The sequence below is a fragment of the Saccharopolyspora rhizosphaerae genome (assembly GCF_003931915.1).
Classification (GTDB): domain Bacteria; phylum Actinomycetota; class Actinomycetes; order Mycobacteriales; family Pseudonocardiaceae; genus Saccharopolyspora; species Saccharopolyspora rhizosphaerae.
Window position 1 is genome coordinate 35,962 of sequence record NZ_RSAA01000006.1, and the last position, 15,712, is coordinate 51,673.

Sequence of the window (15,712 nt, forward strand, 5' to 3'; positions counted from 1 at the left end):
TGCCTCCCCACCGGGGAGGCGAGCAGGCAGCAACGCCGTCTCCCCGGCCATTGCTGCCTGCTCGTGGGCTACGCCGGAACGCTCTGGTCCGACCGCTGCAACTGGAAGCCCTCGTAGCCGCTGTCCCGCACCTCGGACAGCTTCTGCCGGTAAGCGCCGAGCCCGGCCATGTAGAACATGACGGTGTTCTCCTTGCCCGGGATGTTGGCGCCGAAGATCCACGAGTCGGCCTTCGGGAAGAGCGTCATGCCGGCGATCTCCCGGCAGGTCGCCGTCCACCCCTCCTCAGCTTGCAGGGTCGGCTCCACGGTGGAGACCCCGTTGCGTTCGGCGTGGCCGATGAGCTCCCCGATCCACTCGACCTGCGCCTCGATGCTCGGCGGCAGATTGGTGAACGGGCCGTTGGGACCCAAGATCATGAACGCGTTGGGGAAGCCCGACTTGGAGACACCGAGGTAACTGGTGGGGCCGCCTGCCCAGTGCTCGTTGATGTGCTGCCCTCCGCGTCCGCGCAGGTCCATGGCGCGGTAGTTGCCGTCGACGGCGTCGAAACCGGTCGCGAAGACGAGCACGTCGAGCTCGTGCTCGACGCCGTCGGCCGTGCGCACACCGGACGGCGTGATCTCCTCGATCGGATCCTCCTTGATCGAGACCAGCGTGACGTTGTCGCGGTTGTAGGTCTCGTAGTAGCCCTCGTTGCACAGCGGCCGCTTGGCGTAGAGATCGGTCGGTGTCAGCTTGCGAGCGGTTTCCGGGTCCTTCACTATCTCGGCGATCTTGGAACGGATGAACGCCGCAGCGGCTTCGTTGGCTTCTGGGTTCGTGGCGATGTCGCAGAAGGTGCCGAACATGAACCGGAAACCATTGCCCTTGTCCCAGTTCTCCTGGAAGACGCGACGCCGTTCTTCTTCGGAGACGCTCATCGCCTCGACACCGCTCTCCTCGAAGCCGAACGCGACCATCGAGTTGCGGACCTGCTCCCAGATCTCGTCGAAGTGCGCCTTGGTCTCGTCGACCTCTTCTCGGCGGACCGGGCGGTTGCCCGAGGGGACGACGTACTGGGGAGAGCGCTGGAACACCGTGAGGTGGTCTGCCAGCTCCGCGGCGGCGACGATGAACTGCGTGCCGGTCGAACCGGTACCGACCACGCCCACCCGCTTGCCGGTCAGGTCGAGGTCCTGCGGCCAGGCGTTGGTGTGCACGAGCGAGCCTGCGAAGCTGTCTCGCCCGGGGATGTCCGGGATGTTGGACTTGGCGAGCAGGCCGAGCGCGGTCACCAGGTACTTGCTGGTGAACTCCTCGCCGGTGGCCGTGCGGACCTGCCAGACATCGCGCTGCTCGTCGAACACCGCGTCCGCCACCTCGGTGTTGAGCTGGATGTCACGGCGCAGGTCGAAGCGGTCCACGACGTGGTTGAGGTACTTCTCGACGTCGGGCTGCTCGAGGTAACGGGTGGTCCAGTCCCATTCCTGGAGCAGGTCATCGTCGAAGGAGTAGCGGTAGACGAAGCCCTCGGTGTCGGACTTGGCACCGGGATAGCGGTTGAAGTACCAGGTGCCGCCGACGCCGCCGCCCTTCTCGAATGCTCGAACCGTCAAACCGAGCTCGTTGCGAAGCTTGTGCATCATGTAGATACCGCCGAACCCGGCGCCGATCACGATCGCGTCGTAGTCCGTGGTCTTCGTGGTTTCGCTCATGGAACAGCTCCTGTGAAGGCTTGGGTGCGGGGTGCGTTCGACGTGGGCTAGACGCGGTACCAGGCGGCGAGCGCTTCGAGCGCGGCGTCGGCTTCTGGCGCACGACCGGCCAGGAACGGGTAGACGTGCTGCATGCCGTCAACGACGCTCAAGGTGACGTCGACCCCGGCGGCCTCCGCCCGCTCTGCCAGCCGTGTCGCGTTGTCGAGCAGCGATTCCGCTCCTCCAGCGTTGATGTACAGCCTGGGGAATCCCGTGAAGTCGGCGTAGAGCGGATTGGCCAGCGGTGTCTTCGGGTCGACCTCGCCGCCGGCGAGGACGCCGGCGACCATGCCTTCGAGCAGCGCAACGGTGATCAACGCGTCCGTGGCATCGTTGGTGACCAGAGTTTCGCCCGAGTTCTCCATGTCCAGCCACGGGGAGAACGCGATGACCTGCCCGGGCAGCGGCAAGCCTCGCGCCCGCAGCGCGAGCGGGATCGCCACAGCCAGGTTGCCTCCAGCGGAGTCGCCGATCGTGGTGATGTCCTGCGGCGCGATGCCGCGCGAGGTCAGTGCGCTGAAGACGGCGACACCGTCCTCGACCTGCGCGGGGTGCGGGTGTTCGGGCGCCCTGCGGTAGTCGAGCACGAACGCCGTGACGCCGAGCGCCTTGGCGACGTGGGCTGCGAGCTTGCGGTGGCTGGAAGCCGAGCCGACGGCGAAACCTCCGCCGTGCGTGTAGAGCACGACCTTCGTCGCGTCCGCCCCGATCGGTGTTGCCCAGATCCCTGGCACGCCACCGACCGACTCCTCGGCGTAGGTCACGTCTTCGGGTTCACGGGTCGGCTGGTGCCACTCGTCGAAGAGGCTTCGCAGGAGCCGCATGGACAGCGCTGCATCGCCGGCCATGATCTGGGACCAATCGGAGTAGAGGCGTTCGAGGAACCGAGCCTCCTCCGAGACCTCCGGCGCACTTGTCGCGTGATGAGATGCCACGTCGATACTCCTTTGTACCGCTCAACTGGAACTTCTCGAATGGAGCCATCGATCCGAGTGGGAACAGATCTTGTGATGGCATTCACTGTCGTGCGCACGCGCCTCCTGTTGTTGTTCCGATCTGGAACACCTGAGAGGTCAGGCACGCGGTTGACCGCCTCGCAGCTGCCGACGACCACGCTGGGATCGAACGGGGGGCTCGACGGGTGGTTCGAAAACCGGTGCCCGCAACGTCCGCACGATCCATGCGCTGTTGTGTCCACGCCGTGCGCAACAGGTGGCCGGTCCGTTGATCACTGGACTGCTACTTGTTGGGCTGCGGTGTGTTGCGTGGAGGGGAGAATTCCGACGACGTCGAAACTCAGATCTCCGACTTCGTGCGCACTCGCGCGCTGCTCAAGCTAGGTCGAGATCATCGGCTGCGGTTCGGTTCGCCGAAGACGCGAACAACAACGGCGTGGCCGAGGCGCTCCCACGGGTAGCATCGCAGGTGATGGAGCTCTTCCCGCGTCCGCGCACCGAGATCGCCCCTGGCGCGGTCCACGTGCCCGGGTGGCTCTCACCGCAGCGGCAGCGGCAACTGGTGGCCGCCTGCCGGGAATGGGCGCGGCCTCCCGCCGGACTGCGGGCGGCCCGGTTGCCGAGCGGTGCGCAGATGTCGGTGCGGACGGTCTGCCTCGGCTGGCACTGGTACCCCTACCGCTACTCCAAGACCGTCGACGACGGTGATGGCGCGCCGGTCAAACCGCTGCCCGATTGGCTCGCCGAGCTCGGCAGGCGTGCCGTTGCCGAGACCTGCCCGGAGGCATTGCCCTACGAGCCGGACATCGCGTTGGTCAACTTCTACGACGCCGAGGCTCGCATGGGCATGCACCAGGACCGCGACGAGCTCAGCCGCGCACCCGTGGTCTCGCTGAGCCTCGGTGACGAGTGCGTGTTCCGCTTCGGCAACACCGAGAACCGCAAGCAGCCCTACACCGACGTCGAACTGCGCTCCGGCGACGTGTTCGTCTTCGGCGGCCCGTCCCGGATCGCCTACCACGGCGTGCCGAAAACCCTGCCGGGGACCGCAGATCCCACGCTCGGCATGAGCTCCGGGCGGCTCAACATCACGTTGCGCGAATCCGGCATGCGCTGACGATCTCGGAACGGCGAGGTGTCGAGGTGGCCGGCTGAGTGCTGCACAACCCGGTGAGTCCGCCGGCCTCCAGACCTGCCCCACCCCGCAGGCCGAGAGCGGACTTCAGCCGGGCCCTGGCCGGGCTGTGACGACCACGCCGTCCCACCGCAGCGGTTCCAAGACCACACCCTTTGCACGGCCACCCGAACAAGGCGGTGCGGTACCCGCTGTTCGAACCATGATCGACGGTCGGCTCGCGGAAAACGCCTCGGCGACCCTGTCGTCAACCTCGTCGCGAGTGCCGGTTCTCCGCCGAGGTCGACTTCCCCTCCGACGTGCAGGAGGAACGCCACGGGGACGACACGGCAACAGCAGCATCACCTACGCACCCGGTCAACGCGAGCAGCCGCGCGCACCTGACTCCCCAGGGGCTCACGGCCGACGACGCGTGACGTCGCCCCCCACCCGCTGACGCACGGCGAACCGGGCAGGAGCGGCGTAACCTCGCACTCGGCGCCCCCGAAGCGCCCAGCGCGGGGCCACGCCGCTCCAACGAGGGGGAACCGTGACCGACGTTCAACCGATCCCGCGTGATTTCCCACGCGTGACTCCCTACCTGTTCGTCGACGACGCCACTGCAGCGCTCGACTTCTACTGCAGAGTGCTCGGTGCGACCGAACGCATGCGGATGCCCAGGCAGAACGGCAAGATCGCCCACGCTGAGATCGCCATCGGCGACTCGGTGATCATGCTCGCCGACGAAGCACCCGAGATGGGCGCCCGCAGCCCGAAGACCATCGGTGGCACGCCTGCGATGCTCTACGTCTACGTCGACGACGTGGACCGGGTGTTCGAACAGGCCGTGCAGTCCGGCTCGACCGTGCTCAACCCGGTGACCAACCAGTTCTACGGCGACCGCAGCGGCGACTTCGAAGACCCGTTCGGGCACTGCTGGAGCATCGCCACGCACGTCGAGGACGTCTCCGAGGAGGAGATGTCTCGCCGCATGACCGAAGCCATGAGCGGAGGCTGATCCACTCCTGCGCTCACCAGCGCCGGAACCGGGGGGTCGGTCTGAGGCAGCCGCTGCTGGGAATGGCTGGAGCGGGCACCAGCTCGCGATCCGACCTCGGCTGCTCGCCGCGTTCGCCTGGGGGCATCGGGCTGCTCGTCAACCCTGCTGCCGCGGGCATCGAGCACGGCTGCATCACGCCGAGTCCTGGTGGCGACCGGAGCAGTACGACATCGATGTGCGCACCAGCCTGCTCGACATCGTCGACATCGCACTCGACCTGATCGCCGCGAAGTGGCCTCCACACGCGCACCTACCGCTGATCGCGTAGCGAAGCGCCTTGCGCGAGAGGCTGATCCACCGGACACACTCCGATTCTCCCCGCGGCGGTCAGCGGCGGAGGAGGCCGACGGCGCCGAGCACGTTGCCTCGGGCTGCTTGTTCGTCGCTCACCGGGAGGTCGGGACGCCAGTGGGCCGCGGGGACCACTCCTGGGTCGACCAGGGTGTACCCCGGGAACAGTTCTGCGACCTCGTCGGCTGTGCGGAGGTGCAGGTGCGGGGTCGACGTCCCCGCCAGCAGGGGTCGCAGCGCGGCCACCTCGTCGTCGGTGCGCGACAACTGCGCGTTGTTCGACACGGCCAGTGCGCTGCCCGGGGCGCAGGCGTCGCGGTAACGCTCGACCAGCGCGGCCCCGTCGGGGTGGGCACGAGGTCGAGAACGCCGAACGCCAAGACCACGACCGTTTGGAGAGAAGTCCAGCAGTCCAGCCACACCCGGGGACCGCAGCACTTCTCCGACGTCGCAGACGTCGAGCTCGGTGACCGACACCTGCGGGTCCTCGCCAAGCAGGGTGCGAGCGTGGTGGCGAGCGATCGGTTCCCAGTCGACGTGAGCCACCTTCGCCTGCGGGCAGTGCGCGCGGGCGATCTCGTGCACGTTGCCGACGGTGGGAACACCGGAACCCAGGTCGAGGAACTGGTCGATCCCGGCCTCGGTCGCCAGGTAGCGCACCGCGCGGCCGAGGAAGGAGCGGTGGGTGTAGCTGTAGTCCCGCTCGGTCGGTACGAGTTCGAGCGCTTGGTCGGCCGCTGTGCGGTCCACCTCGAAGTGGGCGGACCCGCCGAGGAGTCAGAGCTTCGTGCCCTCGGTCTTGGCTTTTCTGCAGTCCTCGCAGTGCACTGGGAACCGAACGCGCCGGCGAACCCTTCCCGGACGGCCTGTTCGGCGGATGTAGTCGTCCATGCGCGCGATGTTCGGCCTGGTGAGGTCCGCGTGCGAAACCTCGGCCACCAAGTCGACTTCCCTCGCCTCGTCCTGCATGACGCCACCGCATCGGAACCGAGAGCGAATGATCACCTGCTCGGCGTGATCGGCCGCAGCCCGGTCCCGCGCCGCGCGCTGCGGGCCGAGCAGTGACACGAACTGAGCAATGTGATCCGAACCGCGTGAAGATCATCTTCCGTTTCACACTCGGCCGCTGTCGGTAAGTCGTGGCGCGCAGAGGAGGACGTGTGCAGGACCGCCGGATCGGTGGTGCAGGCGGAGGTTCGGACCCGGCCCTGCGGAAGAGCGCCGCTGGCAGCGTGGTCGTGGCCGGCACGCTCGCCGTCGCACTGGCGTCAGAGGGCGGTGCCGTGGGCGCGGGGTCAGCAGTCACCGCAGGGTCCACGGCAGGCGAAGCTGCGGTGAGTCAATCCGCCGGTTCGCTTGCGCGAAGCGCCTCGTCGCGGAACCGCAAGGCACGCGAGGCCGAGGCCAAGCGGTCGGTTCGCAAGGGCAGAGCCGACGAGGCTTGGCGGAAGGTGGGACTGCGCCGTTTGCCGCAGTCCGAGAAGGTCTCCGCCATCGACTGCGTGGCGCACTCCTTCGGAGAAGTTCACGAGTTCCTGGTCCGCCGCCCGTGCACATCGCTGGACAGGATCCTCTTCACCGTCGGCGACGACCAGGGGAACACGGCAGTCGTTTCGGTGGCGGGGGTCGAGTTCCGCGACCGCAGCACCCTCTGGAAGTTCAAGCGGCTGGAAGACCGCCACGGCACCCGCGACGTCACGGCACTGGGCAGCTCCCCCCTGGGCATGCACGACGTCCACTTCACCGGTGACCACTACCGCTCGAAGCCCAGGGGAGCCGCTCTCACGGTCGCGGAAGCGGAAACGGTCTTCGGCACCCACGACGCCGACGACCTGGATGCCATTGCCGAGGTCGAAGCCGTGCTCCCCCGCCCGTGATCGCTGACCAGTTCAGGAACGGCCCCGTGGGGCGGCGGGACGGGTGGCCAAGGCGAGCAGTGCGCTTGCCCCGGTCATGGTGGCCAGGACGAGGAACAGGGCTGGGAAGCCGCCCAGGGCTGCTGCGATCGCTGAGCCGCCCCACGGGGCGAGGGCGATGGCGATCATCAGCGGGGCCGAGAGCAGGCCGCTCAGCCTCCCGTAGGCGGCCATGCCCCACCTGTCGCTGACCGCGGTGGCTTGCAGGAGGGTGAACACTCCTCTGCCCATGCCCACGAGCATCGCCGCGACGACCACCAGCGCTGATGGCCCCGGGACCACCGCCAGCACGAGGGTGGTCACCGCGCAGGCCAGCAGGATGACGACCGTGCGGCCGCGGGGGCCGGTGTGTCGTTGCAGCGGTGCGTAACCCAGGCGGCCCAGGACTTGCCCGACGCCGCCGAGGCCGAGCGCCCAGGCCGCCAGGTGGGTGTCGAAGCCGCGTTCGGTCAGCAGCGGGACCTGGTTGATCACCACCGCGTACACCCCGAACCCGCCGAGGGCCATCGTCGCGAGCAGCGCGAGGAACGGTCGGCTGCGCGCGACCTCTCCCGAGTGCCCGTGGGCCGCGGAGTGCTCGTCGTGGGCCACGTGGGGCCACGGCAGCCGCAGCCCGGCGTGCAGGGGGATCGTGACGACCCCGACCACGACCGCCAGGACCACGTACGTGCCGCGCCAGTCGAGGTGGTCGTCCAACGCGGCGGTCAGCGGCGCGAACACCGTGCTGGCCAGGCCCGCCACCAGCGTCAACGCGGTCAACGCGCGCACGCGGTCCGGCCCGTACCAGCGGGTCAGCGCGGCGAAGGCGGGCGGGTAGAACGTCGCCGCCATCGCCACACCCGCGACCGACCACGCCAGCAGGAACCACCCGTAGCTCGTGGCGTGCGCGATCCCGAGCACCGCGGGCACGGCCAGCACCGAGCCCGCGGTCATCACCGCACGGGGACCGCGGCGGTCCAGCCACCGCCCAACCCCGATGCCGGTCACGGCGGAGACGATCTGGCTGGCCGAGAACGCCCAGGTCACGGCGGGCAGCGACCAGCCGGTGTCGCGCGTGATCGCCGGCGCCAGCACCGGGAACGCGTAGTACAGCGCGCCCCAGCTGGTGATCTCGGTGATGCAGAGCGCGATGAGGGCGCGACGCCGCCGCGCGGCGTCGACAGGCGGTGCGGCGGCGGTCGTCCGCGGCTCGGAGCGCACGCGGTCAGCGCTCAACGGCTTCGGGCGCAGCCGGCGGCGCCTGCGCGGAGCGATCTGCCTGGTCGGTCTCGCTCCTGTCCAGAAGCCCGCCCGAGCTCCTCCGGCTCGGCGGCGGCGACCGCGCTGCGGACCTGCGCGTGCCCGGTCATCGGCAGAAGCGTCCGCGCGCGCCCGTTGCTCTTCCCGACCACGACCACCCCCGGTTCCGGACGCGCCAGCTCCTCGGCCCACGAGGGTAGACGGTCCCGCGGGGGTGCACGGTCGGATCGATCAACAACGCCAGCGCGGTCAGCGTCTGCGGCACCGGGTTGTACGGGCCCGGTTGCCAGGACAGATCGTGCCGGGGTCCGGGAGAGATCACGCCCTCCTCGGGAGATCCGGCGACTGGTCAGCCTCGTCACCAGTGACAACATGCCGAGCGGACCCACCGCAGCACCCTCGCCAACGCCTCCTCGGCCGGTCCGGCGGAGGTCTACGACCAGGGCAGGACGCCCGCTGCGGCCGCGGCGAGGCGCTTGCCGCGCAGCCTTCGCCAGGTACGTCCTCCCAGGCGCTGCTGCCCTGGGACGTTCTCCGTGATCGGGCGGTGGGCGCCCTCCCCGCACGCGGCGTCCGGTTCGTGCGATTAGGGTTGATCTGATGCGAGAAGCGTTCCACGGCGAGCTGGCAGCACTCGGTGAGCAACTGGCCGCGATGGCCGGGCAGGCGTCCGAGGCCATGCGGCTGGCCACTCAGGCAGTGATCACGAGCGACACGGGACTGGCCGAGCAGGTCATCAGTGCCGACGACGAACTCGATGCTGCGCGCAACGAGTGCGAGGCCGACGCTCAGCGACTGCTGGCGCTGCAATCGCCCGTTGCCGGCGACCTGCGCACCATCCTCGCCGTCCTGTACTGCGGGGTGAAGGTCGAACGCATGGGCGACCTCGCCGCCCACGTGGCCAACCTCGTCCGCCACAGCCACCCGGAGCCGGCCGTCCCGGACGAGTTCACCGACACCGTGCGCTCGCTCGGCGAGCTGACGGTGACCATGACCGACCGCCTCCAGGACGTGATCCGCGGCTCCGACCCCGCGAGCTTCGCGGCGATGAACGACACGGACGACTCCGTCGACGCCCTGTGCACTCGCCTGGGCACGGCAGTGCGAAGCGAGGACTGGCCGCACGGCGTGACCGCCGCGATCAACGTCGCCTTGCTGACCCGCTACTACGAGCGCTTCGCCGACCAGGCCGTGTCAGTCACCCGGCGCCTCGAGTTCGCCACCACCGGCACTCTCCCCGAGTGACGCACGACTGCGCAGCATTTCCCCTCGTCGTGTGACCACTCCTCGTGGGTGGGCTTCCTCGTCGAGGGCTTCGCCGAGCTCTGTGAGCCCCACGAGGTCCCGCGCAAGTCGACGTCGAACGAGGGGCGCGCTCGGTCTTCCGCCGAGCAGGCGTGGCGGCGCCCCGGGCAGCACCCACGGGCTTGCTGCGGGGGCCTCGTGCGAAGCGGGGTCTGCGCTGAGCACCCACCGTTCGGGTGGACCGTGCGCTGCGGGGGAATCCCGATCGGGACTCCCCCGCAGCTTTCCGCGGACCTGCCGCGCACCTCGTGAAGGCAACCGGCCGGAGTCGTCGCGAGGGTCCTCGCCGCGTGAGCCCAAGGCGCGCTGGAGTGTCGGGTCGCGAAACCCCACGGCTGGCGCAGGTCCCGTGCCGTCCGGACGCCGGCGATGTCAGGCAGTGGCGTCCTCGTCCGGTACCACGAGGGCGTACATCACCAGCACCGACAGCGCGATCAGCATGAGCTCCCAGAGCGGGAACGCGGCGAGGAAGGTCGCGTGACCGATGGCGGCCAGCCCGGCCAGACCGACCCCGGCGATGCGCGCCCACCGCTGGCCGCTCAAGCAGCCGACGCCCGTGAGCACCTGGAGCACGCCGACGGCGAGCCACACCCAGCCCCACACGTCGTAGTCGAACACCAGCAGCTCGCCCGAGCCCACGACGTAGTAGTCCGGGCGCACCAGCGCGGCGAGGCCCGCGATGACGTTGAAGGCTCCGGCCAGGGTGAGCACCCAACCACCGAAGGCCAGCCAGTGCGATGAGCGAGTGCGCGACCGGGCGTGCGAGACGGCCCACGCGCTCCCCTGCTCAGGAGCCCGGTGCCGTTCTGCCTCCTCCGCGGCACCGGAGGTGCCCGGCTCTCCCGTCCTCGGATCGGACATCTTCCCCGCCCCCCTTCCACCGAAGTGTCGTCCCAGACCAGCATCACGGGGAACAGGTCGTGGTGCAGTACGAACAGCGGTACCGACGTGTCACCCGCTCTCCCCCGCAGCGATCTCGGTCCTCGCGTGGCGGTAGAGGACTTTCAGCGCAGCCGTCACCGGCAGGGCGAGCATGGCGCCGAGCACGCCGGCCAACGCACCTCCGAGGAGGATCGCGACGAAGGCACCGAGCGGGCTGAGCTCGACCGCCTTGGCGAACACGCGTGGCGTGAGCAGGTAGTTCTCGAAGGCCTGGTACACGATGAAGAACACCAACGTCACGACCGCGAGGGTCACGCTCTGGCTCAACGCGACCACCGTGCCTGCCAGCGACGCCAGCGTCGCCCCGATCTGCGGAACCGTGTCCAGCAGCGCGACCACCACGGCCAGCAGCGCCGGGTGAGGCACACCGGCGATCAGGAAGAACACGTAGGAGACGACGCCGGCGCACAACGACACCACTGCTTGTCCCGTGACGTACCCGCCCACCCTGCTCATCGCCGCGCGCAGCGCGTCGGCACGACCCGCGCCCGTCGCTTCCACCCGGTCGACCGCGGCGTGGATGCGAGGCATCGCCAGCGAGAAGTAGACCAGGAGCGCGCCGGTGGTGCACACGGCGAACACACCGCCGAACACGGTGCCCAAGGCGGCGAAGCCGGCGGTGAGGGCTTGCCCGGCGAAGGAGGCGGCTCGGCTCACCGCCTCTTCGACCTTCTCCTGCAGACCAGGGTCCTGCAGGTGGGTGCGCAGCTCGTCGGGATTCCCGAGGTTCGCCCCCAACCCCGCCAGGAGGTCAGGGACACGGCTGATGAAGTCCCGGAGTTGACCGATCGCCGGGACGAGGACGAGCGGAACGAGCGCTCCGACGAGGAGCAGGACCACCGCGAGGACGCCGACCAGCGCCAGACCCCGTCGGACCTGGTAGCGCTGCAGCCAGTTGATGGCCGGTTCGACGCCGAGTGCGAAGAAGAACCCCAGGAACACCAGGACGAGCATGTCGCGGACGGTGTAGGCCAGGACCGCGAACGTTCCGACCGCAAGGTAGACGACCGCGATCTGCGCATGACGCGTGAGCGGGAGGGAACCGCGCTCACGCCCGCCCGGCGGGTTGCTCACCACGTGCGCCGCCCTTCCCACCTCGCGACCTGACCGGCGAGGGGTTCGCCGCTCCCGTGCCGGCCGCGACTCCGCTCGTCACAGCGTTCGGTGCTTCCGGATCACCCCGAGCGGGTACCGCGCGGAATCCGCGTCGCACCCAGACCCTCCTCACCAGTGTTGCCCGAGCCCATGGTCACCCCGCCGCGCGTCACGCGCCCTCCGGTGGCGTTCGGCATCCCAGCCGGTGACGATGTCCCCCGGTCACAGCACCCGATGGGGTGCTCGAGGAGGAGGCACGATGGCCGAGAGCCACGACCCGCGCCCGGCACGGCCGGAGATCGTCGACCACAACGCTGCGGTGCGGGGGCGATCCCCCTTCGACGACACGCGTGACCTCGACGACGTCCACCGGGGTTACCTGGGCACCGCCCCGGACCCGGTGATCCGCGACGCGGACGGTTCCGTCGTGTGGGACCTGCGCGCCTACGACTTCCTCGCGCAGGAATGCCCGGAGACCGCCAACCCGAGCCTGTGGCGGCAGGCCCGGTTGAGCTCCCGGCACGGGCTGTTCGAAGTCGTGGAGGGCATCTACCAGGTCCGCGGTTTCGACTTGTCCAACATGACCGTCGTGGAAGGCTCGCGCGGAATCCTGGTCATCGACCCGCTCGTGTCGGCCGAGACCGCCCGAGCAGCGCTCGCGCTGTACCGCGAGCACCGCGGGGACCGACCGGTGACCGGCGTGCTCTACACCCACAGCCACGTCGACCACTTCGGGGGCGTGCGCGGGGTGATCAGCGAGGCCGACCTCGCGGCCGGTGTGCCGGTCCTCGCCCCCGCAGGTTTCCTCGCGCACGCCGCGAGCGAGAACATCTACGCCGGAACAGCCATGGCCCGTCGGGCCGCCTACATGTACGGCGCGGCGCTCTCGAGGAACCCTCGAGGTCAGATCGGCGCCGGGCTCGGGCCGACGACCTCGACCGGTCAGGTCGGCTTGATCCCACCCACGCACGACATCACCGCCTCGGGCCAGTCCGAGACCATCGATGGCATCCGGATGGACTTCCAGCTCACTCCCGGGACCGAAGCGCCTGCGGAACTCAACATCCACTTCTCGGACCACGCCGCGTTGTGCATGGCCGAGAACGCGACGCACACGCTGCACAACCTGCTCACCCTGCGCGGTGCCGAGGTGCGGGACCCTCGAGCGTGGGCCGGTTACCTGACCGAAGCCGTCACACTGTTCGCCGACAGCACCGACGTCGTCTTCGCGTCCCACCACTGGCCGGTGTGGGGTCGCGACGACGTCATCACGTTCCTCACCGAGCAGCGCGACCTCTACGCCTACTTGCACGACCAAACGCTCCGCATGCTCAACCGCGGTGCCACACCCCTGGAGATCGCCGAGCACTTCGAGATGCCCCCGAACCTCGAGCGCGCCTGGCACACCCACGGCTACTACGGCTCGGTCAGCCACAACACCAAGGCCATCTACCAGAAGTACTTGGGGTGGTTCGACGGCAACCCCGCCCACCTCTGGGAACACCCACCGACCGAATCCGCCCGGCGCTACCTGGACTTCATGGGCGGCGCGGACGAAGTGGTGCGACGCGCGCACGAGTCGTTCGCAGAAGGCGACTTCCGCTGGGTCGTGCAAGTGGTCAACCACGTCCTGTTCGCCCAGCCCGACCACGAAGCCGCCCGCTCCCTCCAGGCCGCCGCCCTGGAACAGCTCGGCTACGGGTGCGAGAACGGGACGTGGCGCAACTTCTACCTCACGGGTGCCCACGAACTCCGGAACGGCCCGGTCGGCACTCCCACAGTGACCGCCTCGCCGGACGTCATCAACGCCTTGACGCTGGACCAGCTCTTCGACGCCCTCGCGATCCGCGTCGACGGGCCGCGGAGCTGGGACGCCGACATCACCCTCCGCTGGAACCTCCGGGACGGGCAGCGGCACACCCAGCGCCTGCACAACGGGGTGCTCACCCACGTCGTCGGGACCGGGGCGGCTGCCGGTGACCCTGACGTGGAGATCGACCTCGACGAAGCGGACCTCCGCAGCCTCCTGCTCGGCAGCACGACACCCGCTGCGCTCGCGGAACGAGGGCGGGCGGAGATCACCGGAGACCCGGGGCGCATCGCCGACCTGTTCTCGTACCTCGAGGACCCCGACCCGAACTTCACCATCGTCACGCCCTGAGGACCACGGGTCGACCCGCCCTCCGCGACCTCCGGCACCCTCCGCGGCGGTCTTGTGAGTTCGCCCTCCAGCTCTCGCGGCTTCGCCGCTGAGATCAGGCTCGGCCGACTGGAGGCGTGCGGTGGTGGAGCCTGCGAACGGCGAGCTGGACGCTTCCGACGTTGTTGGAGTAGGAGCCCCAGGCGTCGTTGGCGAACGCGTAGAGGTAGCCCGGGCGGAAGACCTCGAACTCCTGGACGCCGTCACCGATCCTGAAGGTCGTGTGCGGCTGCGGGAGTTCTGTGCGCGCGTCCAGCTCGCCGTCGGCGATCACGCCGACCAAGCACATCCAAGCGATCGCGTCACCGTTGTCGTCGGTGCACACACGTCTCGTGCCGAACACCCGCGCCTGGTCGTTCCCCGTGGCAGCGCGAATTCCGGTTTCGAGCACCTCCAACGCCCGGACACCTCCGCGGAGGAGCGCGGGGAGGCGCGCCCCTCCCGTTCGCGTTCCCGAAGGACCGGATCGCACGCCGCTGCCGGACCATTCGCCTCGTGCGGACAACCGGTACGCACCTGGGGTGAGCCAGATCCCGGTGTCGTTCCACGGTTCGCCGGCCGCCACCGGAACCTCTGCTTGGGCCGGGTCTCCGATGAGCGCGGTCTGCGGCCGGTAGCCCTCGACGACCTCGATGCGGTGGACCGCGGACGCGTGGACCTCGCCTCGGGTGGCGTCGTTCCCGTCCGCGGCGAGCCGCGGAACCGCGCGCGGGTGCGGGTTGACGAAGCGGTAGAAGCTCCTGAGGTTCTCCGTGAACCCGCCGTCGGGGGCCGGGTCGAGCTGCACCTGGTCGAACGCGATGCCGTGTTCGCCGGCCTGATCGAGCATCCACTGCAACGTGACGTCGGACAGGTGACCGGTGCCGGGCCCGGTCGCACGCTGGCGGCTGGAACCTCCGACGCTGCCGTGGTTCCCGGGGAACCAGACCTGCCGGAAGGTCGAACCGCGCACGTCTGCCCGGAAGGTCCACAGCGTGGGGGCGAACGGCCCACGTCGCTCATCGAGCGCGACGGCATGACGAGCGTGCCGGACGCGATCGTTGAGGCGCGTGTCGTAGAAGCGGTACTTGTTGGCGTCGAGCGTGTCGAGGATGCCGAACTCCGCTGGAACGCCCAGGGATCCCACCGTGTCCCACACGCCCAGGAAGTGGACCGAGACCGGATGCGCGAACCTGCGGTGGAACCAGCGCCGCCACACCCTGGAGCTGTCGGTGTGGCGGTGGTACGCGGAGTAGACGTTCTCAGCGAGCGTGCGGTTGGCTTCGTCGGTGCCGGGCTCGAGGGGTTCGATCCCGTAGCTCGTCAGCAGCCCCGCCAAGTTCCGCGCGAGGTAGGCGCCGCGGCTGAACCCCACCAAGCTGATCTGGTCCGGACGGCCGTCGGCGTCCTCGTGCTGGTAGTTCCGGGCCACGAAGTCGTAGGCCTCGACCATCTTCGTGCCCAGCCCGAGCCCCACCGCCCCGCCGACGAGGTCGGCGGGGAGGAAACCGGTCGTGCCGATTCCGGACACGTAGCACTTCTTCTGCGCGCCGTCGGCGTTCTGATCAGCCACAGCACTGTGAAAACGACACACGTTCGTCTCGTCCTGCGGGGAGTTCCAGGTACCGTCACAGCACACGATGAGATGCTTCACGACCGCCCCCGAGTGAAGTCCACTACTCCCGAGGCTGGTGGCGATGCCCGGCCCGCTGTACGGCCTTTGGTCCCGCGAACGGTCTGGCGGAGCTTCCAGGCACCTGGAGCCGTACCGGGCGAACCCCCTTCGACCACGAACTCGATCATGGTCGCGTGTTGATCACCTCGCTGCCGCTGGGCCTACCCGGAACTCGGCGCAGCCTCGCCATCAGCCAGTCGC

General features: G+C 69.2%; 11 protein-coding genes and 1 pseudogene. 5 read left to right on the plus strand and 7 right to left on the minus strand.

All coding sequences use genetic code 11. The features are described 5' to 3' along the window. Nucleotides 1–68: 68 nt before the first annotated feature. Both EIL87_RS05735 and EIL87_RS05740 read right to left on the minus strand, forming a co-directional pair. Nucleotides 69–1,697, minus strand: coding sequence for a flavin-containing monooxygenase (locus tag EIL87_RS05735; RefSeq protein ID WP_125089118.1), 1,629 nt, complete (start codon nt 1,695–1,697; stop codon nt 69–71). Between the two features lie 47 nt (nt 1,698–1,744). Next, nucleotides 1,745–2,674: an alpha/beta hydrolase gene (locus EIL87_RS05740; protein ID WP_233576054.1), complete on the minus strand. Its 930-nt coding sequence runs from the start codon at nt 2,672–2,674 to the stop codon at nt 1,745–1,747. Between the two features lie 493 nt (nt 2,675–3,167). Here EIL87_RS05740 and EIL87_RS05745 point away from each other — a divergent pair, with 493 nt between their 5' ends. Both EIL87_RS05745 and EIL87_RS05750 read left to right on the plus strand, forming a co-directional pair. Beyond that, on the plus strand, nt 3,168–3,812 hold the full coding sequence (locus EIL87_RS05745; protein WP_125089119.1) for an alpha-ketoglutarate-dependent dioxygenase AlkB family protein: 645 nt from the start codon (nt 3,168–3,170) through the stop codon (nt 3,810–3,812). A 547-nt stretch (nt 3,813–4,359) separates the two neighbouring features. Beyond that, entirely contained in the window at nt 4,360–4,827 is a 468-nt protein-coding gene (locus tag EIL87_RS05750; protein WP_125089120.1) for a VOC family protein, read from the plus strand. Nucleotides 4,828–5,196: 369 nt separating this feature from the next. Here the strand turns inward: EIL87_RS05750 and EIL87_RS05755 are convergent. Continuing rightward, nucleotides 5,197–5,925: pseudogene (locus EIL87_RS05755) on the minus strand (SAM-dependent methyltransferase); the annotation flags it as partial. A 686-nt stretch (nt 5,926–6,611) separates the two neighbouring features. Here EIL87_RS05755 and EIL87_RS05760 point away from each other — a divergent pair. After that, a complete protein-coding gene (locus EIL87_RS05760) occupies nt 6,612–7,037 on the plus strand; it encodes a hypothetical protein (RefSeq protein ID WP_125089122.1) in 426 nt (141 codons plus the stop codon). Nucleotides 7,038–7,049: 12 nt separating this feature from the next. On the opposite strand, the gene EIL87_RS05765 is transcribed toward EIL87_RS05760, so the two are convergent. Beyond that, entirely contained in the window at nt 7,050–8,291 is a 1,242-nt protein-coding gene (locus EIL87_RS05765) for an MFS transporter (protein WP_407690514.1), read from the minus strand. A 624-nt stretch (nt 8,292–8,915) separates the two neighbouring features. On the opposite strand from EIL87_RS05765, the gene phoU reads away from it, so the two are divergent. After that, nucleotides 8,916–9,560, plus strand: a complete 645-nt coding sequence (phoU, locus tag EIL87_RS05770) for a phosphate signaling complex protein PhoU (protein ID WP_125089124.1) — start codon at nt 8,916–8,918, stop codon at nt 9,558–9,560. A 432-nt stretch (nt 9,561–9,992) separates the two neighbouring features. Here phoU and EIL87_RS05775 read toward each other — a convergent pair whose 3' ends face one another. Beyond that, nucleotides 9,993–10,481: a DUF7144 family membrane protein gene (locus EIL87_RS05775; RefSeq protein ID WP_125089125.1), complete on the minus strand. Its 489-nt coding sequence runs from the start codon at nt 10,479–10,481 to the stop codon at nt 9,993–9,995. A 90-nt stretch (nt 10,482–10,571) separates the two neighbouring features. Further along, nucleotides 10,572–11,636 (minus strand): AI-2E family transporter, encoded by a 1,065-nt coding sequence (locus EIL87_RS05780; protein ID WP_125089126.1) that lies wholly within the window; start codon nt 11,634–11,636, stop codon nt 10,572–10,574. 280 nt (nt 11,637–11,916) lie between these two features. Here EIL87_RS05780 and EIL87_RS05785 point away from each other — a divergent pair, with 280 nt between their 5' ends. Continuing rightward, nucleotides 11,917–13,818: an alkyl/aryl-sulfatase gene (locus tag EIL87_RS05785; RefSeq protein WP_125089127.1), complete on the plus strand. Its 1,902-nt coding sequence runs from the start codon at nt 11,917–11,919 to the stop codon at nt 13,816–13,818. A gap of 94 nt (nt 13,819–13,912) precedes the next feature. Here the strand turns inward: EIL87_RS05785 and EIL87_RS05790 are convergent, their stop codons facing one another. Continuing rightward, complete coding sequence (locus tag EIL87_RS05790) at nt 13,913–15,490, minus strand: DUF2235 domain-containing protein (protein WP_325049407.1); 1,578 nt, start codon at nt 15,488–15,490, stop codon at nt 13,913–13,915. Nucleotides 15,491–15,712: the final 222 nt, after the last annotated feature.

Coding starts and splice junctions, on each gene's coding strand:
- EIL87_RS05785 (WP_125089127.1), top strand. CDS start 11,917: ATGGCCGAGAGCCACGACCCGCGCCCGGCACGGCCGGAGATCGTCGAC.
- phoU (WP_125089124.1), top strand. CDS start 8,916: ATGCGAGAAGCGTTCCACGGCGAGCTGGCAGCACTCGGTGAGCAACTG.
- EIL87_RS05775 (WP_125089125.1), bottom strand. CDS start 10,481: ATGTCCGATCCGAGGACGGGAGAGCCGGGCACCTCCGGTGCCGCGGAG.
- EIL87_RS05735 (WP_125089118.1), bottom strand. CDS start 1,697: ATGAGCGAAACCACGAAGACCACGGACTACGACGCGATCGTGATCGGC.
- EIL87_RS05745 (WP_125089119.1), top strand. CDS start 3,168: ATGGAGCTCTTCCCGCGTCCGCGCACCGAGATCGCCCCTGGCGCGGTC.